25 protein-coding genes, 1 tRNA gene and 1 pseudogene are annotated in these 24,845 nt (G+C 67.5%); 11 read left to right on the forward strand and 16 right to left on the reverse strand.

The annotated features are described in order from the left end of the window. Window positions 1–7 precede the first annotated feature (7 nt). Window positions 8–310: pseudogene (locus Q8K49_RS13280) on the forward strand (transposase); the annotation flags it as partial. A gap of 143 nt (window positions 311–453) precedes the next feature. Here the strand turns inward: Q8K49_RS13280 and Q8K49_RS13285 are convergent. The 4 genes from Q8K49_RS13285 to Q8K49_RS13300 form a co-directional block, all read right to left on the reverse strand. Next, window positions 454–696, reverse strand: a complete 243-nt coding sequence (locus tag Q8K49_RS13285; protein ID WP_305306563.1) for a hypothetical protein — start codon at window positions 694–696, stop codon at window positions 454–456. A 263-nt stretch (window positions 697–959) separates the two neighbouring features. After that, on the reverse strand, window positions 960–1,235 hold the full coding sequence (locus tag Q8K49_RS13290) for a hypothetical protein (protein WP_305306564.1): 276 nt from the start codon (window positions 1,233–1,235) through the stop codon (window positions 960–962). Then, on the reverse strand, window positions 1,236–2,078 hold the full coding sequence (locus Q8K49_RS13295; RefSeq protein ID WP_305306565.1) for an RHS repeat-associated core domain-containing protein: 843 nt from the start codon (window positions 2,076–2,078) through the stop codon (window positions 1,236–1,238). A 287-nt stretch (window positions 2,079–2,365) separates the two neighbouring features. After that, a tRNA-Lys gene (locus Q8K49_RS13300) sits at window positions 2,366–2,441 on the reverse strand. A gap of 213 nt (window positions 2,442–2,654) precedes the next feature. Between Q8K49_RS13300 and Q8K49_RS13305 the strand changes: the two genes are divergently transcribed. Genes Q8K49_RS13305 through Q8K49_RS13320 form a run of 4 tightly spaced genes read left to right on the forward strand, consistent with a single transcriptional unit; the run spans window position 2,655 to window position 4,905 of the window. Next, window positions 2,655–4,079 (forward strand): amino acid permease, encoded by a 1,425-nt coding sequence (locus Q8K49_RS13305; RefSeq protein WP_305306566.1) that lies wholly within the window; start codon window positions 2,655–2,657, stop codon window positions 4,077–4,079. After that, window positions 4,079–4,432, forward strand: coding sequence for an Hpt domain-containing protein (locus Q8K49_RS13310; protein WP_305306567.1), 354 nt, complete (start codon window positions 4,079–4,081; stop codon window positions 4,430–4,432). The genes Q8K49_RS13305 and Q8K49_RS13310 overlap by 1 nt, the downstream gene beginning before the upstream one ends. 30 nt (window positions 4,433–4,462) lie before the next feature. After that, window positions 4,463–4,645 (forward strand): antitoxin, encoded by a 183-nt coding sequence (locus Q8K49_RS13315; RefSeq protein WP_305306568.1) that lies wholly within the window; start codon window positions 4,463–4,465, stop codon window positions 4,643–4,645. After that, window positions 4,633–4,905 carry a type II toxin-antitoxin system RelE/ParE family toxin gene (locus tag Q8K49_RS13320; RefSeq protein WP_305306569.1) on the forward strand — a complete coding sequence of 91 codons (273 nt, stop codon included), beginning with the start codon at window positions 4,633–4,635 and terminating at the stop codon, window positions 4,903–4,905. Before Q8K49_RS13315 ends, Q8K49_RS13320 begins: the two co-directional genes overlap by 13 nt. Before the next feature lie 13 nt (window positions 4,906–4,918). Here Q8K49_RS13320 and Q8K49_RS13325 read toward each other — a convergent pair whose 3' ends face one another. Continuing rightward, window positions 4,919–5,191 (reverse strand): chorismate mutase, encoded by a 273-nt coding sequence (locus Q8K49_RS13325; RefSeq protein WP_305306650.1) that lies wholly within the window; start codon window positions 5,189–5,191, stop codon window positions 4,919–4,921. Window positions 5,192–5,234: 43 nt separating this feature from the next. Further along, window positions 5,235–6,062 carry a ferredoxin--NADP reductase gene (locus Q8K49_RS13330; protein WP_305306570.1) on the reverse strand — a complete coding sequence of 276 codons (828 nt, stop codon included), beginning with the start codon at window positions 6,060–6,062 and terminating at the stop codon, window positions 5,235–5,237. A 423-nt stretch (window positions 6,063–6,485) separates the two neighbouring features. Here Q8K49_RS13330 and Q8K49_RS13335 point away from each other — a divergent pair, with 423 nt between their 5' ends. The 6 genes from Q8K49_RS13335 to Q8K49_RS13360 all read left to right on the forward strand — a co-directional run bounded on the left by Q8K49_RS13335 (window position 6,486) and on the right by Q8K49_RS13360 (window position 14,096). Continuing rightward, on the forward strand, window positions 6,486–8,822 hold the full coding sequence (locus Q8K49_RS13335; RefSeq protein ID WP_305306571.1) for a S9 family peptidase: 2,337 nt from the start codon (window positions 6,486–6,488) through the stop codon (window positions 8,820–8,822). Between the two features lie 242 nt (window positions 8,823–9,064). After that, on the forward strand, window positions 9,065–10,390 hold the full coding sequence (locus Q8K49_RS13340) for an amidase (RefSeq protein ID WP_305306651.1): 1,326 nt from the start codon (window positions 9,065–9,067) through the stop codon (window positions 10,388–10,390). Window positions 10,391–10,413: 23 nt separating this feature from the next. Then, complete coding sequence (locus tag Q8K49_RS13345; protein WP_305306572.1) at window positions 10,414–11,907, forward strand: amidase; 1,494 nt, start codon at window positions 10,414–10,416, stop codon at window positions 11,905–11,907. Between the two features lie 34 nt (window positions 11,908–11,941). Continuing rightward, window positions 11,942–12,418, forward strand: a complete 477-nt coding sequence (locus Q8K49_RS13350; RefSeq protein WP_305306573.1) for a low affinity iron permease family protein — start codon at window positions 11,942–11,944, stop codon at window positions 12,416–12,418. Continuing rightward, complete coding sequence (locus Q8K49_RS13355) at window positions 12,415–12,690, forward strand: SemiSWEET family sugar transporter (protein ID WP_305306574.1); 276 nt, start codon at window positions 12,415–12,417, stop codon at window positions 12,688–12,690. The genes Q8K49_RS13350 and Q8K49_RS13355 overlap by 4 nt, the downstream gene beginning before the upstream one ends. A 95-nt stretch (window positions 12,691–12,785) precedes the next feature. Next, the gene (locus Q8K49_RS13360; protein ID WP_305306575.1) at window positions 12,786–14,096 is read left to right on the forward strand and encodes a tyrosinase family protein; all 1,311 of its coding nucleotides are present in this window, start codon (window positions 12,786–12,788) and stop codon (window positions 14,094–14,096) included. On the opposite strand, the gene cysC is transcribed toward Q8K49_RS13360, so the two are convergent. The 10 genes from cysC to Q8K49_RS13410 are packed head-to-tail and all read right to left on the reverse strand — an operon-like array spanning window position 14,077 to window position 24,844. Further along, window positions 14,077–15,951: an adenylyl-sulfate kinase gene (gene cysC, locus Q8K49_RS13365; RefSeq protein WP_305306576.1), complete on the reverse strand. Its 1,875-nt coding sequence runs from the start codon at window positions 15,949–15,951 to the stop codon at window positions 14,077–14,079. The genes Q8K49_RS13360 and cysC overlap by 20 nt on opposite strands. Then, window positions 15,951–16,856: a sulfate adenylyltransferase subunit CysD gene (cysD, locus tag Q8K49_RS13370; protein ID WP_305306577.1), complete on the reverse strand. Its 906-nt coding sequence runs from the start codon at window positions 16,854–16,856 to the stop codon at window positions 15,951–15,953. The genes cysC and cysD overlap by 1 nt, the downstream gene beginning before the upstream one ends. A gap of 38 nt (window positions 16,857–16,894) precedes the next feature. After that, a complete protein-coding gene (locus tag Q8K49_RS13375) occupies window positions 16,895–17,290 on the reverse strand; it encodes a RidA family protein (RefSeq protein WP_305306578.1) in 396 nt (131 codons plus the stop codon). Beyond that, complete coding sequence (locus Q8K49_RS13380) at window positions 17,287–17,709, reverse strand: thioesterase family protein (RefSeq protein ID WP_305306579.1); 423 nt, start codon at window positions 17,707–17,709, stop codon at window positions 17,287–17,289. Before Q8K49_RS13380 ends, Q8K49_RS13375 begins: the two co-directional genes overlap by 4 nt. Continuing rightward, window positions 17,706–19,310, reverse strand: a complete 1,605-nt coding sequence (locus Q8K49_RS13385) for an AMP-binding protein (RefSeq protein WP_305306580.1) — start codon at window positions 19,308–19,310, stop codon at window positions 17,706–17,708. Before Q8K49_RS13385 ends, Q8K49_RS13380 begins: the two co-directional genes overlap by 4 nt. Then, window positions 19,310–20,476, reverse strand: a complete 1,167-nt coding sequence (locus Q8K49_RS13390; RefSeq protein WP_305306581.1) for an acyl-CoA dehydrogenase family protein — start codon at window positions 20,474–20,476, stop codon at window positions 19,310–19,312. The genes Q8K49_RS13385 and Q8K49_RS13390 overlap by 1 nt, the downstream gene beginning before the upstream one ends. 3 nt (window positions 20,477–20,479) lie before the next feature. Beyond that, window positions 20,480–21,292 carry an enoyl-CoA hydratase family protein gene (locus Q8K49_RS13395; protein WP_305306582.1) on the reverse strand — a complete coding sequence of 271 codons (813 nt, stop codon included), beginning with the start codon at window positions 21,290–21,292 and terminating at the stop codon, window positions 20,480–20,482. Beyond that, window positions 21,289–21,792, reverse strand: coding sequence for a MarR family winged helix-turn-helix transcriptional regulator (locus tag Q8K49_RS13400; protein ID WP_305306583.1), 504 nt, complete (start codon window positions 21,790–21,792; stop codon window positions 21,289–21,291). Before Q8K49_RS13400 ends, Q8K49_RS13395 begins: the two co-directional genes overlap by 4 nt. Then, window positions 21,789–22,550, reverse strand: coding sequence for an SDR family NAD(P)-dependent oxidoreductase (locus Q8K49_RS13405; protein WP_305306584.1), 762 nt, complete (start codon window positions 22,548–22,550; stop codon window positions 21,789–21,791). Before Q8K49_RS13405 ends, Q8K49_RS13400 begins: the two co-directional genes overlap by 4 nt. Then, window positions 22,547–24,844: a bifunctional salicylyl-CoA 5-hydroxylase/oxidoreductase gene (locus Q8K49_RS13410; RefSeq protein ID WP_305306585.1), complete on the reverse strand. Its 2,298-nt coding sequence runs from the start codon at window positions 24,842–24,844 to the stop codon at window positions 22,547–22,549. Before Q8K49_RS13410 ends, Q8K49_RS13405 begins: the two co-directional genes overlap by 4 nt. Between the last annotated feature and the right edge of the window lies 1 nt (window position 24,845).

Below are 24,845 nucleotides of genomic sequence, written 5' to 3' on the forward strand. Positions count from 1 at the left end.
CTCGCCTGGCCGGGAGTTCGCCGCCTTCCTGGGTCTGGTCCCGCGACAGAACTCTTCCGGCGGCAAGGACCGCCTCGGTCGTATCTCCAAGATGGGCGACGGCTATCTGCGCAAACTGCTTGTCGTAGGAGCGACCTCGGTGATCCGTCGGGCGCGAACTGGCGCGTCTGCTTCAGGGGCGTGGATCAATGCCTTGCTTGAACGACGGCCCGCACGCGTCGTCACGGTCGCCATGGCCAACAAGAACGCCAGGATAGCCTGGGCGGTGTTGAAGCGCGGCGAGGTCTATCGTCCGCCGCTCACAGCCTGATCAAGATCGCGACGGCTCACGGCCGCCGCTCCGAACTGTAAGGGTGCACAAGGGATGATGATGACGATCTGAACGCGGCCGTAGGCCGGGAAAACCCAAGGTGCTGTCGGAGCCTTGAGCTCGACGGACTGATAGGGACCTGGCTAGCGGACTCCATCAGGGCCAGCGGACATCAGCGCCGCGCCAACAGGCCGGACAGATGACCGCACCCCGACAGATCCCGACATCAAACCCAATTCACACTTGCAGCGCAGGGGCCATCCACAGATGACAGCACCTTGCGGCGCCGCCGTCATCGCCCCCTCGTACCAGACCAGCGGCACGTCGGCGCCGTCGGCGTGCACATAGCGGCGCAGCAACGTTCCGGCGGCGTCGTACTCGGCCACCAGGGCGTCGCCGTCGTAGAGGTAGCCGGGTGGCTGTTGCTCGAGCTCCGGAACAGCCGGCCCAGTGGATCCCAGGTCAGGCTGGCGCCGTTCGGCCCGGCGGCCAGGCGGCTCTCGACGTCATAGACGCATTTGCCTCCAGTGCGCCCGTACCGCGGGTGAGGTCCCTGTCGCCGAAGCTCCGTTCCGACGGAAAGGGTGCCTGTCCCCAGTTCCGGAAAGGGGTGTGCGTCCCCACTTCCGTCCCCACTTCCTAGGTCAATTCAAAAACTCATTGAATCTCGCTCTATTTTCTTTCGCCGGCGAAAATCCATGTAAACGCTAATCACCAACACAGCCGCAGCAACCACGGCTGGAAAAACTAATAGGAATAAATCAAATGAGGAAACAAAGAACAACTTGCCATGATTTGATAATTCAAATTTGTATTCTCCGATAATTTGGCGCGGACGAAACTTGGATAAAAGGCTAAAAAACACCATCACCCAAGCCCACAGAGATATGAACAAAATTGACAGAAATATTGCTATGTACTTCATTCAGAACTCCGAATTAACACTCGCTTCCGAAACAGCAACGCGAAAAGCGTTGGGATTTCTATGTATGCTCAGGGATCCGGGTCGGTCAGTGGAATTATTACTGTCTGAGTTGCACCAACAAAGCTTGTCTCCCTCCCCCCCCCCCCCCCCCCCAGAAAGCCCTGCCGTAAATCCGAGCGCCGAGCCGCTCGGCTGCAAGGTCTCTGAATCTAGAAGGACAGCTCCATCTACTGTTCCTCCTACCACTAGCCCTCCTCCGATGCTTCCTTCCACAGCGGGACCTCTTAGCCCCGATACCGGCACATTCGCGACGGAAACTTCAACACCGAGCGCGCCGCCTAAGCCCGCTCCCGCGCCGCCGCCAGCCTTTCCGTAAACCGCTACATCGCCGTTAGAATCAATGGCAATGCCCACTGAAAGCTGACCCGAAAACACCGTCCCAGTAAGTTGACCACTCAACCCGATTGAAAGGGTGTTGCCATCGTCCGCAGCCCCCTCTGACTCCGTGGAAGCCGGCAGAGCTGGCCTAAGGCCACGGGCCTGTGCGGTCGGGGTGATGGCTGGCCGAAGCCCGTCCGACCTCTCTTGTTGCATTGCCCCCGTCGGATCCGTCCTATTGACCGGATCGTTGCCCACATATGCATACAGGTTGATCTGGTCCTCATAGCCGATCGGATCGGTCTGCAGGAAGCGGCCCAGGGTCGGCGAGTAGATGCGGGCCTTGTAGTGGTACATGCCCAGCTCGGGCAGCCAGGTCTGGCCGGTGTACTGGAAGCGGCCGGCGTTGGCGGCATTGGGGATGCGGTATTCGTCGTAGCCGTTGACGCCGGCGGCGTTGCCCAAGGCGTCGGTGCGGGCGACGATCGAGCCCTGATGGTCGGCATAAAGATATTGTGGCGCGGCGGTGGTCGCGCCCTCGTACCAGACCAGCGGCGTGTCGGCCCCGTCGGCGTGGACATAGCGGCGCAGCAGGGTCCCGGCGGGATTATGCGCCAGGGACGACAGGCGTGACAGGTCATCATAGCCACAGGCCGTCGGCGCGCCCCACGCCGCGCCGATGCGGCGGTTCAGGGCCGTGGCCCGGCCCAGCTGAACCGTGCCCCGAATTTTCCGCTAAGTCTTTGAAACGATGGTGGGTGATGTAGGGTTCGAACCTACGACCCGCTGATTAAGAGTCAGCTGCTCTACCAACTGAGCTAATCACCCGGACCATTCGTCAGGCGGAGCCACGCATGGCTCGTGCCGCTCCGAACGCGCCAGTCAGGGATCGGCTTCGGAGAGGGGGCGTTCCTAATGGCAATGCCCTTTGCGCGCAAGGGGATTGGCCCCTCCGTTTCGGTTTGTCGCAGGACCGGCTAGGGTCTCTCCGGAATCAACTGGGCGCCCCAACGGGGCCGGAGCGGCGAGGGGACGAACGACATGGCTTTCTGGAACCGCCGGCGCTCGATCGAATCGACCACGGCCACGCAGGAACACGGCGGGCTGAAGCGGACGCTGGGCTGGCCGCACCTGTTGCTGTTAGGGGTGGGAGCCATCGTCGGCACCGGCATCTACACCCTGACCGGCGTCGGCGTCGCCAAGGCGGGGCCCGGCATCATCGTCGCCTTCGCCATCGTCGGCATCGTCTGCGCCTGCGTCGCTTTGGCCTACGCCGAACTGGCCACAATGATGCCCGCGGCGGGCGGCGCCTACACCTACAGCTATGCGGTTCTGGGCGAGGCCCTGGCCTGGATCATCGGCTGGAGCTTGATCCTCGAGTATTCGCTGGTCGTCAGCGCGGTGGCCGTGGGCTGGTCGGCCTATGCGACCGGATTCCTCACTTCGATCGGCGTGTCACTACCGCCGGATCTGATCGCGGGGCCGCATGCCGGCGGCCTCGTCAACCTTCCCGCCGTAGGAATCATCGGCGTGGTGACCGGCCTGCTGCTGCTGGGGACCAAGGAGAGCGCGACCGTCAACGCCATCCTTGTTCTGATCAAATGCGCGGCTCTGGCGGTGTTCATCGCCGTCGTCCTGCCGGTGTTCGACGCCGCGAATTTCGAACCATTGATGCCCTTCGGGTTCAACAAGAACACCAATCCGGAAGGTGTCGAGGTCGGGGTGATGGCCGGGGCGGCGATCGTCTTCTTCGCCTTCTACGGCTTCGATGCGGTCGCCACGGCCGCCGAAGAGACCAAAAACCCGGGCCGGGACCTGACCATCGGTATCCTCGGATCAATGATCATCTGCACCATTCTGTACATGTTGGTCGCGGCCGCGGCGGTGGGCTCAATGCCATTCGGCCAGTTTGCGTCCAGCGATGAGCCGCTGGCCCTGATCCTTCGCCTGCTGAACCAGCCGGCAGCGGCCCAGATCGTCGCGGCGGCCGTAATCGTCGGCGTACCCACGGTGATCCTCGCGTTCTTCTACGGCCAGACCCGCATCTTCTATGTCATGGCGCGTGACGGGTTGCTGCCGCGCCGCCTCGGCGCCGTCTCGAAACGGGGCGTCCCGGTGGTAGTGACCCTGTTCACCGCCGTGATCGTCGGCTTGCTGGCCGGCATTCTGCCGCTCGACGAGATCGCGGCGCTGGCCAACGCCGGAACGCTGGCGGCCTTTACGGCGGTCGGCGCCTGTCTGCTGGTTCTGCGCCTTCGCGAGCCTGCGCGAGCCCGCGTGTTCCGCACGCCGTTGGCCTGGGTCGTCGGTCCTGTCGCCATGGCGGGCTGCCTCTATCTCCTGGCCAGCCTGCCAACCAAGACCCAGGTCTATTTCCTGATCTGGAACGCCATCGGCCTGGTGGTCTATTTCGGCTGGTCGGCGTGGAATTCGCGGCTGGCCAAGGGCGAGGAGACCGCCGGCTGATGGCGCTGCGTGATCTGTCGGGAGCGGTCGACTTCGCCGTGCTGGAGCGGATGACCGGCGGCGACGACGCGATCACGGAGGAGGTGCTGGGCCTGTTCGCCCAGCAGGCCGCCATGTGGTCGCCGCTGCTGGACGTGCGCGAGGACGGCTGGCGTGACGGGGTCCATACGATCCGGGGCGCGGCCGCGGGGATCGGCGCCGGAGCCTTGGCGGAGGCCTGTCAGATCGCCGAGGCGGCAGACAAGGCGGAGGCGCCGCCGCTGCTGGACCGGGTGCGGGACGCGCTGGAGATTGCCCTGGCCGATGTGGCGGCGTATCGGCACGCGCTGATGTTGAGATCGCTGCGGGGATGAATCGCTCCCGCTATCGTGGTATGAGACGCCATGGGAAAGCCTGAGCCGTCCATTTTTGACGAGGTCGATGAGGCGTTCGACGCCGCTCGTGCGGCCGAGGCCGAGGCTGATGTCGCCGCGGGTCGGGTGGTCCCTCATGCGGAAGTGGCTGCCTGGCTCGACACTTGGGGGACTCCGGACGAAACGCCGGCGCCCGCCCATTGGTTCAAGTAGTCTGGACGCGAGGGGCGCTGGTCGAACTGGTCGCGATCCAGGCCTATATCGCGCAGTTCAACCCACTTGCGGCGCGTCGACTGGCGCTACGTATTCGGGCGGCGGACGATGCTCTTGATATCCATTCCGACAGGGGACGGTCGATCTCTCATGGCCGCCGAGAACTGACGACGACGCCGCCCTATGTCATCCGCTATCGCATTGTTCGGGACAGGGTCGAAATTCTGGAAATCCGCCATTCCGCCCGTCACCCCGATTGACGGGTCGAACGGCTCAGCCGCGCGTACGGTCGAAGGCCTCGAACTCATGGGCGATACAGCGGTTGATCAGGGTGCGCCACACCGGCTCGGCGATAGCGGGCGACAGGCCGGCGGGGCCGGCGGCGGCCAGCACCTTGGCGACGACGTCTTCGATGCGCGCGTCGTCATGCACCTCGGAGCGGTCCGGCTTGATGCGGGCCGCAGCGTCCATGTAGCGCTGGCGCTCGGCCAGCAGCTGGACGAGGGCGCGGTCGAGCGCGTCGACGCCCTGCCGGACCTCGGCCATGGAGGCGCAGGCCTCCGGGGCGGTGCGCGGATCGATGGTGACGCTAGCCGACAAAGGCGCGCTCCAGCACGTAGTCGCCGGGCTCGGCGTTCGAGCCTTCCTTCAGGCCGAAGGTTTCGAGCAGTTCACCGGTTTCCTTGATCATGGCCATGGAGCCGCACAGCATGACCCGGTCGCGCTCTGGCGAAAAGCCCGCGGGGAGGCCCAGGTCGGCGAACAGGGCGCCCGATTTGATGCGGTCGGTGATGCGGCCCCCCCTTTCGCCATCCGGCGTGTCGAAGGCCTCGCGGGTGACCGTGGGATAATAGGTCAGCTGGGCCTTCGCCTCGTCGCCGATCAGGGGATCGTCGTGGATGCCCGAGGTGAAGAAGTCGCGATAGGTGAGGTCGGCGACATTGCGCACCGTGTGGCAGACGACGACTCGATTGAAGCGAGCATAGGTGTCGGGGTCGCGCGCGACGCTGATCCAGGGGGCCAGGCCGGTGCCGGTCCCGATCAGCCACAGCCGCTCGCCGCCGGTCAGGGCGTCCAGCACCAGGGTGCCGGTCGGCTTCTTGCCCATCAGCACCGTATCACCCGGCTGGATTCTTTGGAGGCGCGAGGTCAGGGGGCCGTCGGGGACCTTGATCGACAGGAACTCGAGCTGCTCGTCCCAGTGCGGGCTGGCGATGGAATAGGCGCGCAAGATGGGCTTTCCTCCATCTTCCGCCGGCAGGCCGATCATCACGAACTCGCCCGAGCGGAAGCGGAAATCCTCGGGCCGGGCAATGGCGAAGCTGAACAGCTGGTCGGTCCAGTGGCGCACCCACAGCACTTCCAGTTCATGGAAGGCGGAGGCTTTCGCGGGTGCGGAGGCGGCGACGTCGGTCATTGCGAGGCTTATTAGGGGGTGAGGGACGACGGGGGAAGGGATGCGGTGTCGCGCCGGGTCTGTTGTGAGCGCGCCCCGGCGATGCTGTCTTCTCGCCCCTGATAATCGCGTCCCTTTTCGCCCCTGATCGTGTCCTTCCGCCCCTTGTCCCGGCCTCATTGGCCTGACCGTCAATCGCCTGCGACCGAAGCTGACGTAGCGGTGTGCCTCAATGCGAAGACGCGGAGGCGACAGGGCTTTTTGACGGTTCGACACACATCATGGCATCAGCATCCGGTTCAACCGGCGATCCCTGCGCGGACCACCCGAAGGGTCGCTCGATCACTCGATAATTTTCCGGCGCCAGAATGTACTCTCGACTCCTCCACCGCCCGTGCGGAATCGGGGATGACGCCGGCCGAAACGACCGCTAGCGTCAGCGTCATGCGCAACAAACTCCTCGCCTCCACCCTGTTTCTCGCGGCGCTTTCGCCGTTCACCGCCGCCATGGCGCAAACGCCGGACCCGACAGTCCTGACGCCCGAGCGGGTGTTCGCCAATCCGTCGCTGGCCGGACCGGTGGCGCGCGGCGTCAGCCTGTCGCCGGACGGCGAACTCGTGGCCTTCCTGCGTTCGCGCGAGGATGACGTGGATGTGCTGGACCTGTGGGCCGCGCCGACGGGCGAGGGCGAGCCGTTCAAGCTGATCGACGCGCGGGCGCTGGTTCCCGACGCCGGCGAACTGTCGGAGGCCGAGAAGGCCCGGCGCGAGCGGATGCGGATCAGCCAGCGCGGCGTGGTCGAGTATTCGTGGGACGAACAGGGCCGCTATATCCTGGCCCCGCTTGAAGGCGACATCTTCCTGGCCGAACGTGAGGGCGGGGCGGTGCGCCGCTTGACCGAGACCGAGGCCGACGAGATCGACGCCAAGGTGTCGCCGATGGGCAATTTCGTCTCCTTCGTGCGCGACCAGGATCTGGTTGTGCTGGCGCTGGACGGCAATCGCGAGACGGAGATCACCTCAGACGGCGATGGCCTGATCACCTGGGCCACAGCCGAGTTCATCGCCCAGGAGGAGATGGACCGCGACACCGGCTACTGGTGGAGCCCGGACGAACGCTACATCGCCCTGCAACGGACGGACGAGAGCACGGTCGACATTATCCCGCGCCTCGACATCACCGGCGGCGGCGCCCGGGTTATCGAGCAGCGCTACCCGCGCGCCGGGCGGCCCAATGCGGTGGTCGAATTGTTCGTCCACGACCGCGAAAGCGGTCGGCGGACCAAGGTGGACCTGGGCGCGAACGCCGACATCTATCTGGCGCGGGTCGACTGGTCGGTTGACGGTCGCACCCTCTATGTCCAGCGCCAGTCGCGCGACCAGAAGACTCTGGACCTGCTGAGCGTCGATCCGGCCACGGGCGCGTCGCGGGTGATCCTGACCCGGACCTCGGACGCCTGGGTCTCGCTGAACGACGACTTCCGGCCGCTGGACGACGGCCGCTTCATCTGGTCGTCGGAGGAGACGGGTTGGAAGCACCTGTATCTGTACGAGCGCGACGGGACGCTGATCCAGCCAATCACCCACGGCCCCTGGCCGGTGAAGAGCCTGGACGGCGTCAACCAGCAGACCGGCGAGGTCTTCTTCACCGCCTCGTTTGGCTATGCCGCGCGGCCCCCCGGGGTGACCGGCGGCCACAGCGCCTGTCCGCTGCCCGGCGGCCGGGTGACCATGTGCGACGTGCAGGGCGAGCGGCCGACGACCCAGCGCCTGTGGCGGGCCTCGCTGAACGAACTGCGCCAGGCCGTCGCTGTGACGTCCGACGGCGGCTGGTGGTCGGCTTCGATGAACAGGACGGGGACCGCCTTCGTCGGCAACTATACTGACCTGCAGACCCCGCCGCAGTCGGGCCTGTACCGGGCCGACGGGACCTTCGTGCGCTGGATCGAGGAGAACCGGCTCGACGCCGACCATCCCAGCTTCCCCTACGTGTCACGCCGGGGCGAGGTGACCTTCGGCACGCTGGACAGCCATGGCGAGATGCTGGTGTGGCAGATGACCACGCCGCCGGGCTTCGATCCGTCGAAACAGTATCCGGTGGTCATGCAGGTCTATGGCGGACCGTCCGGCGGCGGGGTGCGGCAGTCGTGGCAGTCGTCCACCAATCAACTGTTGACCGAGGCCGGATACATCGTCTTCCGGCTCGATAACCGGGGCGAGGGCGACCGTTCAGCGGCTTTCAAACAGGCGCTCTATCTGCGCATGGGGCAGCCTGAGGTCGAAGATCAGGTGTTGGCTATCAACTATCTGAGAACATTGCCATACGTTGCCGGCGATCGCATCGCCATGATGGGCTGGTCCTATGGCGGGTTCATGAGTCTGATGGCCCTGACCGAGCCCCACATGGGGCTGACATCGGCCATCGCGGGCGCGCCGCCGACCGAGTGGAGCCTGTACGACACCCACTATACCGAACGATACATGTCGACGCCGGAAGCTAACGCCGCGGGCTATGCCGCCTCGGACGCCATTCCGCGCCTGCCGAACCTGACCGGGCGGCTGCTTTTGCTGCACGGCATGGCCGACGACAACGTCATCCTCGAGAACTCCACGCGGGTCATCGACGCGCTGCAGGCCTCGTCCATTCCCTTCGAATTGATGCTCTACCCCGGCCAGCGCCACGGCGTCCGGGGCAATGAAAGGCAGCTGCAGCAATGGCGGACGTATCTCGACTTTCTGGATCGCACGATCGGTTCAAGGGCGCCCGCCGCGCAGGACTGATTGCAGGGGCGGCAGGGGCCCTGACTCTGGGGGCCTGCGCCACGCCGTCCATGCCGGAGCCCGAGATTTGGGCTGCGGCCGACGCCGCGGCGGCTGACGCCACAGCCGCGGCGGATCGGGCCTTGGGAGTGACGCTGGCAGGAACGCGTTGCGAGCAGCTCTACAGAGAGCGGGGCAACGTCAGTCCTGACCACCATGCCTATACAGATCGCTGCCGCGACGACATTGTCGGCCCGAACAGCATGATCGCGTGGGCATCGGGGATCAGCGACCGAGGCTGGATGCCAGAGGCCGGAATCAGCGGCATGCCCATCCTCCTCAAGGACAATATCGAAACCGCCGACATGCCGACCACGGCCGGTTCGCTGGCGCTGTCCGGCAACGCCCCGGGCCGCGATGCACCCATCGTCACGCGCCTGCGCGAAGCCGGCGCGGTCATCCTCGGCAAGACCAATCTGTCCGAATGGGCCAACATCCGTTCGACTAATTCCATCAGCGGCTGGAGCGCCGTCGTTGGGCAGACGCGCAATCCGTATGATCCGGCACGCACCCCCTGCGGCTCTTCGGCCGGCAGCGCGGTGGCCGTGGCCATCGGTCTGGCGCCGGCGGCCATCGGCACCGAAACCAATGGCTCCATCGTCTGCCCGGCCTCGGTGAACGGCGTGGTCGGGTTCAAGCCGACCGTGGGTCTGGTCTCGCGCACCCACATCGTGCCGATCAGCCATTCGCAGGATACGGCCGGGCCGATCGCCACCACGGTTGAGGACGCGGCGATCGTGCTGTCGGTCATCGCCGGCTCCGACCCGCTAGACCCAGCGACGGTCGAGGCCGATGCCCGCAAGGTCGACTATCGCGCCGCTTTGGACGCCGGCTCGTTGAACGGCGCGCGGATCGGGGTGATGCGGTTCCTGATCGCCAACTATTCAGCCGAAACGCAAGCCGAGTTCGAGCGGGCGCTTCAGGCGATGCGCAATGCGGGCGCCGAACTGGTCGAGATCACCGAGGGGCCGGACATGCAGGCCGTGGGCGCCAGCCTCCAGGTGTTGCTGACCGAGCTGAAGGTCGACCTGAATGCCTATCTGGCCTCGACCGATCCCGCGCAGGTGCCGTCCCGGAGCCTGGCCGATCTGATCGCGTTCAACGCCGCCGAACCGCGCGAGACAGTGCTGTTCGGCCAGGAGTTGTTCATCCGCGCCGAGGCGACCACGGGACTGGAAGACCCGGTCTATATCGCTTCGCGGGAACGATCGCTGCGCGCTGCAGGTCCGGAGGGGATCGACCGGATGATGGCGACCCACCGGGTGGTCGCGCTGGTCGCGCCGACGACATCGCGGGCCTGGACCAATGACCCGACTGATGACGACCGGTCCCAAGGCTCGTCCAGCTCGCTGGCGGCGGTGGCCGGCTATCCGCACCTGACCGTGCCGATGGGCTTCGACCGCGGCATGCCGGTGGGGATAAGCTTCATCGGCGGCAAATGGGACGACGCGAAGGTGCTGTCGCTGGGGTATGCCTTCGAGCAGCGGACGCGGGCGCGGCGGGCGCCGGCGCTTCAACCGGAAGGATGACGGGGACCATGATGATAGGCCGGATGATCACCGCGGCGACCGCGGCCGCTCTGCTGCTCGCCGGAGCGGCGTCAGCGCAGGAAGTCTATGGCGCACGCCATGTGACGCCGCAGGAAGCCGCGACTAACAGCCTGCTGGTCTGGGCCGATCCGCAACAGGTGGTGCGGTGGGAGGACGGAGCCGGCATCGCGGGCATGCCCATCCTTCTCAAGGACAACATCGAAACCACCGACATGCCCACGACCGCGGGGTCGCTGGCGCTTCTCAACAACGCTCCCGGCCGGGACGCGCCTCTGGTGGCGCGGCTGAGGGCCGCCGGAGCGGTGATCGTCGGCAAGACCAACCTGTCGGAATGGGCCAATATCCGCTCGTCCAGCTCGACCAGCGGCTGGAGCGCGGTCGGCGGACTGACCCGCAACCCGCATGCGCTGGATCGCAACGCCTGCGGCTCGTCCTCGGGCAGCGGGGCGGCGGTGGCGGCGGGGCTGGCGCCGGCGGCGATCGGGACCGAGACGGACGGGTCCATCACCTGCCCCGCGGCGATCAACGGCATCGTCGGCTTCAAGCCGACCGTCGGCCTGGTCAGCCGCACCCACATCGTGCCGATCAGCCATTCCCAGGATACCGCCGGACCGATGACGCTGACGGTCGAGGACGCGGCCATGGTGCTGACCGTCATCGCCGGAAGCGATCCGCTGGATCCTGCCACGGTCGAGGCCGACGCACGGAAGGTCGACTATCGCGCGGCGCTGGACGCGGGCTCGCTGCGTGGCGCGCGCATCGGCGTGATGCGATTCGCGACCGGCTATTCGAATGGCCTTGATCGCGTGTTCGAAGAGAACCTGTCCCGGTTGCGCGAAGCGGGGGCCATTCTGGTCGATATCACCCAGGGCCCCGACCCGGCCATGGACGCCGCCGAGCTGACCGTGCTGCTGACCGAGCTTAAGGTCGATTTGAACGCCTACCTCGCCTCGACCGATCCGCGGCAGGTGCAGACCCGGACCCTGGCCGACGTCATCGCCTTCAACATCGCCGAGCCACGTGAACTGGCCCTGTTCGGGCAGGAGCTGTTCCTGCAGGCTGAGCAGACGAAGGGGCTGGACGACCCGGCCTATGTGGCGGCGCGAGCGACCTCCCTGAAGGCCGCCGGCGCCGACGGCATCGACCGGATGATGCGCGACCACGCCGTCATCGCCCTGATCGCGCCGACGACCGGCCCGGCCTGGACGACGGATGTGGTCAACGGCGACCACTATGCCGGGGCGGCGTCCAGCATGCCGGCCATCGCCGGCTACCCGCACCTGACCGTGCCGATGGGTTTCGTGCGCGGGCTGCCGGTCGGGATGAGCTTCATCGCCGGAAAATGGGAGGACTCGAAGGTCTTGTCGCTGGGCTATGCATTCGAGCAACTGACCCATGCGCTGCGACCGCCGACGTTCGTTCGGTCGATCGACACGATGGAGGAAAACGCGCCGCTGCTGGCCGCCGGCTCCTCGCCGGTGCGCGAGGGCGAGTAACGCAACGTAGTCCGCAAGGCGCAGTTAAGCAGCCATGGAAAAGCAGTTCGTCAAATTCGCCACGGCGACGGCCAAGGTGGCAGGCAAGCCATGGACCTTCATCGCCTGCCTGTCGATCGTGCTGATCTGGGCGGCAACCGGTCCGATCTTCAAATTCAGCGAGACCTGGCAACTGGTGATCAACACCGGCACGACCATCATCACCTTCCTGATGGTTTTCCTGATCCAGAACACCCAGAACCGCGACGGCGCGGCGATTCAGGCCAAGCTGGATGAGTTGCTGCATGCCGTCACCGCCGCCGACGAGCGGTTCATCGGCATCGAGCACCTGACCGAGAAGGATCTCGACAAGATCCTGGTCGAGGTCGAGGCCCGCGCCCAACGCCTGCACGGCGGCGATCAAATGCCGATCGTGGCGACGCGCGCCGAGGACCTGTCGGCGGCGCCTCGCAAACCCGCGGGGAAACCGGCTGAGAAGAAGACGCCCGGTCGCCGCAAGGCGTCCCGGTGAGCGGTCTGGTCGCCAACGTCGTCGGCACGGCCGCGGCCCTGTGCTCGATCACCAGCTTTGCGCCGCAGATGATCAAGATCTGGAGGGAACGCGACGCCTCCTCCGTGTCGCTGAAGACCTATTCGCTGACGGTGATCTGCTTCGTGCTGTGGACCACCTACGGCGTGCTGACCGACGCCTGGCCCATTGTCATCGCCAATGCCTGCGCCCTGGTCATGGCCGCCGGTGTGCTGGCGATGAAGTGGTGGTTCGACGGCCCACGCTCGGCTTGAGCCCGCGAACAGCCGACAACCTGCGGGCGATGCCGATGGACAGGGCGGCTCGGCTCTGAGACCGTAACGCCGTTCTGAAGGCGGGGGCCTGACCGATGTTGCTCAATCGACGAGGCGCGCTGGCGGGCGCGGGCGGTCTGATGACGGCCCTGGCGACGGGCGAGGCCTGGGCGCAGGACGCGCGGCGCGTCCGAAAGGCGGCCTCCTCGCTGAGTTCCGCCGACACCGACATCCTGGCCTTCGCCGAGGGGGTCAAGATCATGAAACGCCGGTCGGATTCCCTGTCGTGGGAGGCCCAGAACCGGCTCCATGCCCAGCGCGCCGAGCACGGCAACTGGCGGTTCCTGCCCTGGCACCGCCTGCAGGTGGCCCATATGGAACGGATCATCGCCCAGGTGACCGGGCACTCAAACTTCGCCATGCCCTATTGGGACTGGCAGGTGGACCGCTTCCTGCCGCCGTGGGTGCTGGATCCGACATCGGCGCTCTATGAGCGTGAGCGCGACCCGGCGACTGAGACCCTCGACTTCCAGAAAGCCCGTTTCGCCCAGAGCCGCGATGTGGCCCGCGTCGCCGACGATCGCTTCGAGACCTTCTGCGGTCGCGACCGGGCGGCGGGTCGGGTGGAAGCCTATGGCCACAACATCATCCACATGCTGGTCGGCGGCCTGATGGGGAGCACCCGAACGGCGGCGCTGGACCCGGTGTTCTGGCTGCACCACTGCAACGTCGACCGGGTCTGGGCGACCTGGCACCAGAAGAATGGCGACCTGGCCTATCCCCGGCCGTGGAAGGACCTCTCCATGTCGGGGTTCACGGGCCCAGATGGCCGGCAGACGGGGCGCTGGCTCGCGTCGCGCATAACCTCCACGCGCGGTCTGGGGTACCGCTACGACGCGCTCTATGCGCCATTGGTCTTCGCTTTGCCCCCGAGCGCCTTGGGCGACGGACCGGTGTCGACACGCCAGGTCTCAGTGCGGGTCGACGCCGCTGCGACCGACGACTCCCTCCGGCTGGAACTGCCCGCCGAAGTCGTGCGTCTGCTGCGCGAGTCGCCAAACAGGGTCACAGTCGAAGGCGAGGGCGTCGTGGCCTATGAGCGGTCTGAAAACCTGACGGGCCGCGCCATCGCCACCAGCGTGTTCACCGAAAAGGGTCGGGTCGATCTGGGCGTGTCGCCGACGTTTGTGCATTTCGGCATGGGCGAAGCGGGCGATCATGCCGGGCATGGCGACTACGCCCACGTCTTCACCTTCGACAGCGCCGTGGTCGAACTGGCGCGACTGACTACGGGGCCGCTCGTGATCGTATCGACGGCCCAGGACCTGCGACCAGAGGAGCAGCGGCCCCCGGTCTGCGCGGTCTCGCTCGAGGCTACGCTGACGATCACCGAATACGCGGCCTGAGGCCTCCGGCGGGCCGTTCGGCCGCTTGCGCCGCATGGACCAAGGCGACGATCCGGTCGGCTGCTTCGTCCGCTGAGCAGGCCGAGGCGTCGATCCGTAGTTCGGGCGCTTCCGGCGCCTCATAGGGGCTGTCGATGCCTGTGAAATGGCTCAACTGGCCTGCCCGCGCCTTGGCGTAGAGACCCTTCACATCCCGCGCCTCCGCCACCTCCAGGGGGACGTCGATGAAGACCTCGATGAACTCGCCCGGCTCCATCCGCTCGCGCGCCATCCGGCGTTCCTCGCGGAAGGGCGAGATGAAGGACACCAGCACGATCAGGCCCGCGTCGGTCATCAGCCGCGCCACCTCGGCCACGCGGCGGACGTTCTCGACCCGGTCGGCGTCGGTGAAGCCGAGGTCGCGGTTCAGGCCGTGGCGGACATTGTCGCCGTCCAGCAGCACCGAATGCAGGCCCTCGGCAAACAGCCGCTGTTCGACGCGGTTGGCGATGGTGGACTTGCCGGCGCCGGACAGGCCGGTGAACCACAGCACCAGCGGCGACTGCCGCTTCAGTGCAGCGCGATCGGTTCGGCTGACGGTCAGGGCCTGCGGATGGATGTTCGCCGCACGGCGCAGGGCGAAGCGGATCATACCGGCGCCGGCGGTCTCGTTGGTTATCCGGTCGATCAGGATGAAGCCCCCCAGGTCGCGACTGACGGCATAGGGCTCGAAGGCGACTGGCGCATCGAGCGCCAGGGTGCACAGTCCGATGTCGTTAAGGCTGAGGGTCGGCGCGGCGAGCAATTCTCCGGTATCGACATTGACCTTGTGCCGCAGGTCGCTGATCCGCGCCGCCACCGTCTCCGCGCCCAGTTTCAGCCAGTAGGACCGGCCGGGCAGCAGGGGGCGGTCGGACATCCAGACCAGATGGGCCTCGAACTGGTCCGCGACTTCGGGTGGAGCCTCGGCGGCGGCGATCAGGTTCCCGCGCGAGACGTCCACCTCCGGCGTCAAGGTCAGGGTCACGGACTGGCCGATCCGGGCCTCGTCAAGATCACCGTCCATGGTGACGATGCGGTCGATGGTAGCGCTGACGCCCGAGGGCAGGACACGGACGGCGTCTCCCGGACGAGCCTTGCCCACGACGATCCTGCCCGCGAAGCCCCGGAAGTCCGCATTCGGCCGGCTGACGCCCTGTACCGTCATACGCAGCGGGCCGGGCGCGGCTTCAGCGAGGCCGACGGTCTTCAGATGGGCCATCAGGCCGGGACCGGCGTACCAGGATGTCAGACCGCCCGGCGCCGAAACATTCTCGCCTGTCCGGGCGCAGGTCGGGATGGCGGTGATGTCGGTCAGGCCAATCTGGTCGGCGAAGGCGCAATAGTCGGCGACGATGGAGTCGAAGCGGCCCTGGGCTCCCTCAACCAGGTCCATCTTGTTCACCGCCAGCACGACGCGACGGACGCCCAGCAGGGCCAGAAGCCGGCTATGCCGTCGCGTCTGGGTCAGCACCCCCTTGCGCGCATCGACCAGGACGATGCCCAGGTCCGCCGTCGAGGCGGCGGTGACCATGTTGCGCGTGTACTGCTCATGCCCCGGTGTGTCGGCCAGGACGAAGCGGCGCTTGCCGATGTCGAAGAAGCGGTAGGCGACGTCGATGGTGATGCCCTGCTCGCGCTCGGCCGCCAGACCGTCGACGAGGAAGGACAGATCCGGGGAGCCGTCGAGGTCAGGCAGGGCCGCGATCTGATCGGAGGGGATCGCGCCGGCGTCGTACAACAGACGGCCGATCAGGGTCGATTTGCCATCATCAACCGAGCCGCAGGTGATCAGGCGGACGACTTCCTTCGGGCCGATGTCATGCAGCGCCACCATCAGAAATAGCCCTCGCGCTTCTTCCGCTCCATCGAGGCCGACGGATCGTGGTCGATGGCCCGGCCCTGACGTTCTGACACGGAGGCCTCCGCGACCTCGCGGACCACGGCCTCGAGGGAGTCTGCATCGCTGTCGATGGCGGCGGTCAGGGGCCAGCAGCCGAGGGTGCGGAAGCGGACCCGGCGCATCCGGGCGGTCTCGCCGGGCCGCAGCGGCAGGCGATCGTCGTCGAGCATCAGCAGGGCTCCGTCGCGCTCGATCACCGGCCGGTCGGCGGCGAAATAGAGCGAGGGCAGACCGATGTTTTCGCGCTGAATGTAGCGCCAAACATCCAGCTCGATCCAGTTCGACAGGGGGAAGACCCGCACCGACTCCCCATCGTTCAGGCGGGTGTTGTAGAGGTTCCAGAGCTCGGGACGCTGGCGTTTGGGATCCCAGCCGTGCGCCGCCGTGCGAACCGAGACGATCCGCTCCTTGGCCCGGCTCTTCTCCTCGTCGCGGCGGGCGCCACCGAAGGCCGCGTCGAACCGGCCCTCATCCAGCGCCTGTTTAAGGCCTTGGGTCTTCCACAGATCGGTGTGGACGCTCGCCCCATGATCGAACGGGTTGATGCCCTCCGCCTCGGCCTCGGGATTGCGATGAACCAGCAGCCGCATGCCCGCCGCGGCCGCGGCCTGGTCGCGGAAGACGTACATCTCGCGGAATTTCCACATCGTATCGACGTGAAGCAGGGGGAAGGGCGGCACGGCGGGGAAAAAGGCCTTGCGCGCGAGATGTAGCAGAACCGCCGAGTCCTTGCCGCCCGAGAACAGCAGCACGGGCCGTTCGCACTCGGCGACGACCTCCCGGAAAATGTGAATAGCCTCGGCCTCAAGTGCGCCAAGGACGTCGTCGTGTAGCCGCATGGTCTAGCTGTGGCCCCCGAATCGCGCGGCGCCAACCCTCACGCGGGGACGACGGCGGTGGTCTCGATCTCCACGCGGGCCGCGTCCTCGATCAGTCCCTTGACCTCGACCACGGCCATGGCCGGGTAGTGCAGTCCGATCAGCTCGCGCCAGGCCGCGCCGATGTCGCGGAGGGCGGCCAAATACTCGCTCTTGTCGACCACGTACCAAGTCATTCTGACGATATCTTCTGGGCCGGCGCCCGCTTCCGCAAGGACGGCGAGGGTGTTCTCCAGCGCCTGGCGGAATTGGCCGGCGAACCCCGTCTCGACAAACAGGCCTGCGGGTGTCCAGCCGATCTGGCCGGCGACGAAGACCGTGCGGCCGGTCGCTTCGATGCCGTTGGAATAGCCCTTGGGCCGAGGCCAGCCTTCGGGCAGCAGGACACGATTCATTCGGACGTCTCCACGAACGAGGTGATACGGGTGCGCAAGGGTTCTGGCCAGGGTTCGGGCTTCAGCGACGCGCCGACATAGACGATGGTCTGCGTCGCCTCGAAGCGCAGCTGACCGCCCGAACTGATGCGATGGCGCAGGCCGCAGGAGGCGCCGCCAAGTCTGGTGACGGTCAGGGCGAAGGTCAACTCGTCCTCCAGCCGCGAGGGGGCGATGAAGCGGGCCTCGACGGCGGCGGTGGGGACGCTGACATGACGGTTGACGTGCAGTTCGCGGAAGGAGGCGTGCAGCGGCCCGGCGAACCAATCCTCGACGACCCCGTTCAGCATCTCGAAATAGCGCGGGAAGAAGACGATGCCTGCCGCGTCGCAATCGGCGAAGCGGACGCGGCGTTCGACCGTGAAAATCTGGCCCGTCATTTGGGCTCCTTGAGCCGGAAGCGCTGCAGCTTGCCGGTCTGGGTCTTGGGCAGGGCCTCGACGAAGTCGAGGCCGCGGGGGTATTTGTAGGGGGCGATGACGCCCTTGACGAAGGTCTGGAGCTCGGCGCGCAGGGCGTCGGAGGGGGCGTGGCCCTCGTTCAACACCACGAAGGCCTTCACGATCTGGCCGCGTTCGGGATCGGGGACGCCGATCACCGCGGCCTCGGCCACGGCGGGGTGGCGCAGCAGGGCGTGCTCCACCTCGGGCGCGCCGATATTGTAGCCGGACGAGACGATCATGTCGTCGGATCGGGCCACGAACCAGAAGTATCCGTCCGTATCCTGACGGTAGATGTCGCCGGTCAGGTTCCAGCCGTTCTGGACATAGGCCGCCTGCCGGTCGTCATCAAGGTAGCGGCAGCCGGTCGGGCCACGCACGGCGAGGCGGCCGGTCTCGCCGGGGGGCAGGGGTTTGCCGTCGGCGTCGATGATCCGGGCCTGATAGCCGGGCACGGCCTTGCCGGTGGAGCCGGGGCGGATGTTGTCACCGCGCGCGGATATGAAGACGTGGATCATCTCGGTCGAGCCGATGCCGTCGATGATGCGGACGCCGGTAGTCTCATGCCAGGCGTCCGAAGTGGCGGCGGGAAGGGCCTCTCCGGCCGAGACGCAGGTGCGCAGGGAGGACAGGTTGTGCCCGCCGGCCAGCTTCAGCAGGGCGCGGTAGCCGGTGGGGGCGGTGAACAGGGCGGTGGCCCTGTGACGAGCGATGGTCTCGGCCAGGGCTTCGAGGCCGGGGCGATCGGCGAAGGCCGTCGCGGCGCCGACGGCGGCCGGGAAGACCACCAGTCCGCCGAGGCCGAAGGTGAAGGCGATGGGCGGGGCGCCCACGACGATGTCGTCCTTCGTCAGGCCGACGATGTGGCGGCCGAACGTATCCGCCATGGCGAGGATGTCGCGATGGAAATGGACGCAGCCCTTGGGCCTGCCGGTGGTGCCCGAGGTGAAGGCGATCAGGGCGGGGTCGTCGGCGGCGGTGTCCACGGCGTCGAAGCGGTAACCGGCGGGCAGGGCCTGGGCGGCCTTCTGCAGCGCGGTCGAGTCCATCACCTGCGTCAGCGATGTCGTCGCATTCCGGGCCTCGCTCACGGCGTCGGCGAGGGTCGAATAGACCAGAGCGCGGCTGATCCGGGCCTTGTCGATCACCGTCGCCAATTCGGCCGCGCGCAGCATGGGCATGGTGGCGACCACGACGCCGCCAGCCTTGAGGATCGCAAACCAGGCCAGGACAGTCCAGGAGGAATTCGGGCCGTGCAGCAGTACGCGATTGCCCGGGACCAGGCCCATCTCCTCGACCAGCACCCGCGCCATCCGGCCCGAGATGGCGTCGACGCGGCTCCACGAGAATTCGTGGTCGAAGTCGATCAGGGCGCGGGCGTCGGGGCCGGCGGCGGCGAGCGCCCGGCGCAGCAACTCCACGCCGGCGTTCAGGCGCTCGGGATAGACCAGTTCCGGCAGGTCGAAGACGAACTCCGGCTGCTGGTCCGTCGGCGGCAGATGGTCGAGGACGAACCGGTCGAGATGCGCGCTGGTCCCCATCAGCCGCCTCCCGCCATGGCCGCCAGGGCCTGCCGGGCGATGACGATCTTCTGCACCTCGGACGCGCCCTCATAGATGCGCAGGGCGCGGATCTCGCGGTACAGCCGCTCGACTGGATGGCCGGAGACGACGCCGAGGCCGCCAAACAGCTGGACCGCCGCGTCGATGACTGCCTGGGCCTCGTCGGTGGCGTAGAGCTTGGCCATGGCGGCCTCGCGGGTGACGCGCGGCGCGCCCTGATCCTTCAGCCAGGCGGCGCGGTAGATCAGCAGGGCCGAGGCGTCGATCTTCAGCGCCATGTCGGCGAGGGACGCCTGCACCAGCTGCAGGTCGCTCATCGGGGCGCCGAACAGCTTGCGGGAGACGGTGCGGGAGGCGGCCTCGCCGAAGGCGCGGCGTGAGAAGCCGAGCGCCGCCGCGGCGACGGTCGAGCGGAACACGTCGAGCGTGCCCATGGCGATGCGGAAGCCCTCGCCCGGCGCGCGGAGGATGCGGTCGCCGTCGATGCGGCAGGCGTTGAAGCGGACCGTCGCCAGCGGATGGGCGGCCATCAGGGGGATGCGTTCGACGATCTCGAACCCAGGCGTGTCTGCATCGACGACGAAGGCGCTGAGGCCCTTGGCGCCGGGCGCCTCGCCGCTGCGGGCGAAGACGGTGTAGCGGTCGGCTAGGCCGCCGTTGGAGATGAAGGTCTTGGTCCCGTCCAGTATCCAGCCGTCGCCGTCGCGCCGGGCGGTCGTGGACAGGGCGGCGACGTCGGAGCCGGCCTCGGGCTCGGAGAGGGCGAAGGCGGCGATGGTCTCGCCGGCCGCCACGCCGGGCAGCCAGCGGGCCTTCTGGTCGTCCGTACCGAACAGGCTGATCGGGCCGGAGCCGAGGCCCTGCATGGCGAAGACGAAATCGGCCAGGCCCGAGCGGCGGGCGAGGGTCTCGCGCGTCAGGCACAGGGTTCGGACGTCCAGTTTTCCGTTAGCGTCGGGGACGGCGTTGTTGAGCCACCCGCCCTCGGCCAGCGCCTTGAGGATCGAGCGGCAATCGCCGTCGAGGTCGTGGTCGCCGTGCAGGTTCACCGCCTCCGTTCTGTCCGCCCAAGCGTCCAGATCAGCGGCGAAGGCGCGGTGGCGGTCGTCGAAGAAGGGCCAGTCGAGGAAGGTGCGGTCCGCCATGGCTCAGTTCCCCTCGAACACCGGCTCGCGCCTGGCGGCGAAGGCCTCATAGGCGCGGCGGAAGTCGTTGGTCTGCATGCAGATGGCCTGGGCCTGGGCCTCGGACTCGATGGCGGCGTCCAGGCTCATGTCCCATTCGACGTTCAGCTGGTTCTTGGTGATGCCGTGGGCGAAGGTCGGCCCCTTGGCTAGCGAGCGCGCCAGTTCCAGTGCGGTCTCCATCAAGGCCTCGCCCTCGACGACGCGGTTGTGGAAGCCCCAGCGCTCGCCCTCGTCGGCGGTCATGACCCGGCCGGTGAACAGCAGCTCTGACGCCCGGCCCTGACCGATCTGGCGGGGCAGGATGGCGCAGGCGCCCATGTCGCAACCGGCCAGCCCCACGCGGGTGAACAGGAAGGCCGTCTTCGTGCGCGGCGTAGCGATGCGCAGGTCCGAGGCCATGGCCATGATCGCCCCGGCCCCGACGCAGACGCCGTCCAGCGCGGCGATCACGGGCTGGGGGCAGCCGCGCATGGCCTTGACCAGATCGCCGGTCATGCGGGTGAAGTCGAGCAGGGCCGGCATGGCCATTTCGGTCAGCGGGCCGATGATCTCGTGCACGTCCCCACCCGACGAGAAATTGCCGCCGGCGCCCGTGACGATCACCACCTCGCAGTCGTCGGCGTGGACGAGCGCGCGGAACAGGTCGCGCATCTCGGCATAGGAGTCGAAGGTCAGCGGATTCTTCCGCTCGGGCCGGTTCAGGGTCAGGGTCGCGACGCCGTCGTCATCGACCGACCACAGGAAATGGGCCGCCTTGTAGTCGCGCGCCTTCATCCGTTCAGCTCCTCGGGCGTGGTGGCGTGGAGCGACTGTTTGGTCAGCTCCAGCAGTCGGGTCAGATCGTCGGCCTCGGCCCCGGTCAGGCCGGCGAACAGGGCCTCGATCCAGCGTTCGTGGGCGCGGGCCATGACGGCGAAGCGCGCCTGTCCGGCGGCGGTCAGACGCACGCGCTGGACGCGGCGGTCGACCCCCGCCACGGCCTCGATCAGGCCGTCGGCCCGGAGCCGCGCGCCCAGGCCGGTGACATTGCCGTTGGACACCATCAGCATGCGCGAGACCTCGCCCATGGTCAGGCCCCCGGCGCCGGCCCGGTCGAGGGCCGACAGCATGTCGAAGCGGGGCAGGGTGGAGTCGAATTCGTCCCTGAGCCGCTGCGACACCGTCTGTTCGATGCGGGTGGAGCAGGTCAGCAGCCGCAGCCACAGACGCAGCGAGCGCTTGCCGTCGGGCGCGCCGCCCAGCCTGTCCGGCAGATGGGCGGCGGCGGGGCTCACAGTTCGCCGCCCGCGACGGGTACGGCGGCACCGTTGACGCCCGAGGCGTTGTCGCCGCACAGCCAGACGATGGTCATGGCGACCTCGTCCGGGGTGATCAGCCGGCCTTGCGGGTTGGAGGCGGCCAGCGCCGCGCGGGCTTCCTCCTCGCTGCGGCCGGTCTTGCCGACGATGGCCTCGACCGAGCGGGCGACCAGGTCGGTGTCGGTGAAGCCCGGGCAGACGGCGTTGACCGTCACGCCCTTCGAGGCGACTTCGAGCGCGAGCGCGCGGGTCAGACCGACGAGGCCGTGCTTGGCCGCGACATAGGCCGAGACGTAGGCATAGCCCTTCAGGCCGGCCGTCGAGGCGACGTTGACGATCCGGCCCCATCGACGGGTCAGCATGCCCGGCAGAACCAGACGCGCGGCCTCTGCGGGCGCTTCCAGATTAAGGGCCAGCATGGCGCGCAAGGCTTCGGCGTCGGTCTGGAGGAAGGGGGCGGAGGTGGCCGCGCCGGCGTTGTTGATCAGGATGTCAATCGGGCCGAACCGGTCGCGACCCGCCTCGATGGCGGCCGCGAGGGCGTCCGGGTCCGTGACGTCGGCCGGGGCGGCGAAGGCGGCGTCGCCGACGCGGTCGGCGGTCTCGACCAGCCGATCGATGTGGCGGCCGATCAGGGTGACCTGACAGCCGGCCTCGGCCAGCCGGTCGGCGGTGGCGCGGCCGATGCCCGACCCGGCTCCGGTGACCACGGCGTGATGTCCGGTCAGGCTCATACGGATCCCACCTGCTGCTGGCGTTCGAGATTGCGGGCCAGCTGGGCGAAACCGGCGCGGTACTGGACGGGCGGCTGGACCCCTCGCCAGCCCAGCTCGGCGGCGGCGCGCAGGCTCCAGTTCGGATCGGCCAGATGCGGCCGGGCCAGGGCGCACAAATCGGCGCGCCCGGCGGCGAGGATGCTGTTCACATGGTCGGTCTCATAGATGTTGCCGACGGCCATGGTGACCACCCCCGCTTCGTTGCGGATGCGGTCGCTGAGCGGGGTCTGGAACATCCGGCCGTAGACGGGCTGGCCGTCCAGCGTGGTCGATCCCGCAGACACGTCGATCAGGTCGCAGCCGGCCTCGGCGAAAGCGCGGGCGATGGCCACCGAGTCCTCAGGCGTCAGGCCGTCCTCTACCCAGTCGCTGGCCGACAGGCGGACCGACATCGGCTTGTCGTCGGGCCAGGCTGCGCGCATGGCGGCGAAAACTTCCAGCGGGAAGCGCAGCCGGTTCTCGACGGGGCCGCCGTGGGTGTCAGCGCGGTGGTTCGACACCGGCGTCAGGAAGGACGATAGCAGATAGCCGTGGGCGCAGTGCAGTTCGACCATGTCGAAGCCGGCCTCGTCGGCCCAGCCGACCGCGCGCACGAAGTCGTCGCGGACGCGGTCCATGTCGGCGCGGGTCATTTCGCGCGGAATCTGATCTTCGTCCGACCACGGAATGGCGGACGGAGCGATCAACGCCCAGCCGTCCTCGAGCGGCTGATCGGCGCGCGGCCCCCACGGCCGTTCAACCGAGCCCTTGCGCCCGGCGTGGGCCAGCTGGATGGCGATGCGCGAACCCTGGGCGTGGACGAAGCCGACGATCCTCTTCCAGGCGTCGCGATGCTCAGGGCTGTACATCCCCGCACAGCCGGGCGTGATCCGGGCGTCGGCCGAGACGTCGGTCATCTCGGTGAAGACCAGACCCGCGCCGCCCAGCGCCCGCCCGCCGAGGTGGACGAGATGGAAGTCGCCGACGGTCCCGTCCTCGGCCGAATACATGCACATGGGCGAGACGACGACGCGGTTGGGCAGGGTCAGGCCGCGCAGTTTCAGTGGTGCGAACATGGGCGGGGGTGGATTGTCTGTGGACGGAGCGCCGGCGTTGTCGGCGAACCAGCGCTCGACCCCGGTCAGGAAGTCGCGGTCGCGCAGGCGCAGGTTCTCGTGGCTGACGCGCTGGCTGCGGGTCAGCAGGCTGTAGGCGAATTGCAGCGGGTCGAGTCCGACATAGCGGTCGACCGTCTCGAACCATTCGGTGGAGTTGCGGGCCGCGCTCTGCAGCTTCAGCACCTCCACCCGGCGCTCTGCCTCATAGGCGGCCAGCGCCGCGTCCCGATCGCCCCCGTCGGTCAGGGCCCGGGCCAGGCGGATGGCGTCCTCGAAGGCCAGCTTGGTCCCTGAGCCGATCGAGAAGTGGGCCGTGTGCGCCGCGTCGCCCAGCAGCACCACCCTGCCGGCGCGCCAGTTGGAACAGGCCACGCGCGGGAAGTTCAGCCACGCTGAGCCGCGCAGGTGTTTGGCATTGCTCATCAGGGCATGGCCGCCCAGCCAGTCGGCGAACAGGCCCTCCGCCGCGCGGCAGGTCTGGTCGTGATCCATGGCCTCGAAGCCAAGGCCGCGCCATGTCGCCTCCGAACACTCCACGATGAAGGTCGAGGCGCCCGGTTCGAACTGGTAAGCGTGGGCCCAGATCCAGCCGTGGGGTGTCTCGACGAAGGCGAAGGTGAAGGCGTCGAAAGACTGTTTCGTGCCCAGCCAGATGTATTTGTTGGTCCGCACATCGATGTCGACGCCGAAGACCTCGGGATTGTCGTTGCGGACGCGGCTGTTCAGGCCGTCGGCGGCGACGATGACGTCGGCCGGCAGGGCGCGAATGTCGGCGACCTCGTCCTCGAACCTCAAATCGACTCCGAGCGACCGGGCGCGCTCTTGTAGGACGGTCAACAACCGTTGCCGCCCGATGCCCGCGAAACCATGCCCGCCGGAGCGGATGGTCCGGCCATGGATATGGACGTCGATGTCGTCCCAGTGGACGAAGGCCGCTTCGATGGCGGCGGCAGTTTCCGGGTCGTTGGCCTTCAGATTGGCCAGGGTCTGGTCGGAGAAGACCACGCCCCAGCCGAAGGTGTCGTCCGCGCGGTTGCGCTCATGGACCACGACGTCGAGAGACGCATCACGCAGCTTCAGGGAAATGGCGAGGTACAGGCCGCCCGGCCCGGCGCCCACAACGGCGATGCTTTTGACGGCTCGATCCGACGACATA

The sequence above is a fragment of the Brevundimonas sp. genome (genome assembly GCF_030682035.1).
GTDB lineage: Bacteria > Pseudomonadota > Alphaproteobacteria > Caulobacterales > Caulobacteraceae > Brevundimonas.

Coding starts and splice junctions, on each gene's coding strand:
- Q8K49_RS13290 (WP_305306564.1), bottom strand. CDS start 1,235: ATGAAGTACATAGCAATATTTCTGTCAATTTTGTTCATATCTCTGTGG.
- Q8K49_RS13305 (WP_305306566.1), top strand. CDS start 2,655: ATGGCTTTCTGGAACCGCCGGCGCTCGATCGAATCGACCACGGCCACG.
- Q8K49_RS13310 (WP_305306567.1), top strand. CDS start 4,079: ATGGCGCTGCGTGATCTGTCGGGAGCGGTCGACTTCGCCGTGCTGGAG.
- Q8K49_RS13315 (WP_305306568.1), top strand. CDS start 4,463: ATGGGAAAGCCTGAGCCGTCCATTTTTGACGAGGTCGATGAGGCGTTC.
- Q8K49_RS13325 (WP_305306650.1), bottom strand. CDS start 5,191: ATGGCCGAGGTCCGGCAGGGCGTCGACGCGCTCGACCGCGCCCTCGTC.
- Q8K49_RS13330 (WP_305306570.1), bottom strand. CDS start 6,062: ATGACCGACGTCGCCGCCTCCGCACCCGCGAAAGCCTCCGCCTTCCAT.
- Q8K49_RS13335 (WP_305306571.1), top strand. CDS start 6,486: ATGCGCAACAAACTCCTCGCCTCCACCCTGTTTCTCGCGGCGCTTTCG.
- Q8K49_RS13340 (WP_305306651.1), top strand. CDS start 9,065: ATGATCGCGTGGGCATCGGGGATCAGCGACCGAGGCTGGATGCCAGAG.
- Q8K49_RS13345 (WP_305306572.1), top strand. CDS start 10,414: ATGATCACCGCGGCGACCGCGGCCGCTCTGCTGCTCGCCGGAGCGGCG.
- Q8K49_RS13350 (WP_305306573.1), top strand. CDS start 11,942: ATGGAAAAGCAGTTCGTCAAATTCGCCACGGCGACGGCCAAGGTGGCA.
- Q8K49_RS13360 (WP_305306575.1), top strand. CDS start 12,786: ATGTTGCTCAATCGACGAGGCGCGCTGGCGGGCGCGGGCGGTCTGATG.
- cysC (WP_305306576.1), bottom strand. CDS start 15,951: ATGGTGGCGCTGCATGACATCGGCCCGAAGGAAGTCGTCCGCCTGATC.
- cysD (WP_305306577.1), bottom strand. CDS start 16,856: ATGCGGCTACACGACGACGTCCTTGGCGCACTTGAGGCCGAGGCTATT.
- Q8K49_RS13375 (WP_305306578.1), bottom strand. CDS start 17,290: ATGAATCGTGTCCTGCTGCCCGAAGGCTGGCCTCGGCCCAAGGGCTAT.
- Q8K49_RS13380 (WP_305306579.1), bottom strand. CDS start 17,709: ATGACGGGCCAGATTTTCACGGTCGAACGCCGCGTCCGCTTCGCCGAT.
- Q8K49_RS13385 (WP_305306580.1), bottom strand. CDS start 19,310: ATGGGGACCAGCGCGCATCTCGACCGGTTCGTCCTCGACCATCTGCCG.
- Q8K49_RS13390 (WP_305306581.1), bottom strand. CDS start 20,476: ATGGCGGACCGCACCTTCCTCGACTGGCCCTTCTTCGACGACCGCCAC.
- Q8K49_RS13395 (WP_305306582.1), bottom strand. CDS start 21,292: ATGAAGGCGCGCGACTACAAGGCGGCCCATTTCCTGTGGTCGGTCGAT.
- Q8K49_RS13405 (WP_305306584.1), bottom strand. CDS start 22,550: ATGAGCCTGACCGGACATCACGCCGTGGTCACCGGAGCCGGGTCGGGC.
- Q8K49_RS13410 (WP_305306585.1), bottom strand. CDS start 24,844: ATGTCGTCGGATCGAGCCGTCAAAAGCATCGCCGTTGTGGGCGCCGGG.